Raw genomic sequence first — 588 nt, forward strand, 5'->3', positions numbered from 1 at the left:
CGGGGTCGGGGGCGGGGTAGGCGGGAGCGGAGGGCGCAGGGTAGGGGAGCGTCGCGGAGGGGTGTGCGGACGGGGAGCCCTGGGCCGGGTGAGCGGCCGCGTCGTCCGATCGCCGGCTCCGCCGCACGATCCAGACCACGAAGGCCACGATCAGCCCGAGCACCACGAGCGACCACAGCGTCCGCCCGGTCGCGGGCGCCCAGGGCATCGCCCCGGTGTACGCGCCGCCGAGCGACCAGAAGCCCTGCGCCACCGGCAGCATCGAGGCGAGCACGAGGACGCCGATCCCGGCGTGCACCCGGTCGAGCGAGCCGCGGAGCAGCCGCTCCACCGGCAGGGCGCCGTCCTGGTCGGGCAGCAGCAGCCAGGCCGCGGCGTAGAGGAGGAGCGCGGGCCCGCCCAGCACCGCGACGACGAGCACGATCCCGCGCACGATCAGCGGGTCGATGCCGAGCCGGTCGGCGATCCCCGCGCAGACGCCGCCGATCCAGCCGGGACGGCGGGGCAGGTCGAGGCCGCGCAGCCAGAGCACGAAGCGGTTCTCGGGCGCGGGGATCGCCGACCGGCTCGGCATCGACCCGCTGATCG

The 588-nt window shown here is 76.9% G+C and carries 1 protein-coding gene; it reads right to left on the bottom strand.

Annotated elements, in window-relative coordinates; translation table 11 throughout:
* Positions 1–574, bottom strand: a 574-nt coding sequence (locus C5C95_RS17060; protein ID WP_146087118.1) for a PspC domain-containing protein, incomplete at its 3' end; no start/stop codon positions are given.
* Positions 575–588 lie beyond the last annotated feature (14 nt).

The sequence above is a fragment of the Rathayibacter sp. AY1B7 genome, from assembly GCF_002932735.1.
Taxonomy (GTDB): domain Bacteria; phylum Actinomycetota; class Actinomycetes; order Actinomycetales; family Microbacteriaceae; genus Rathayibacter.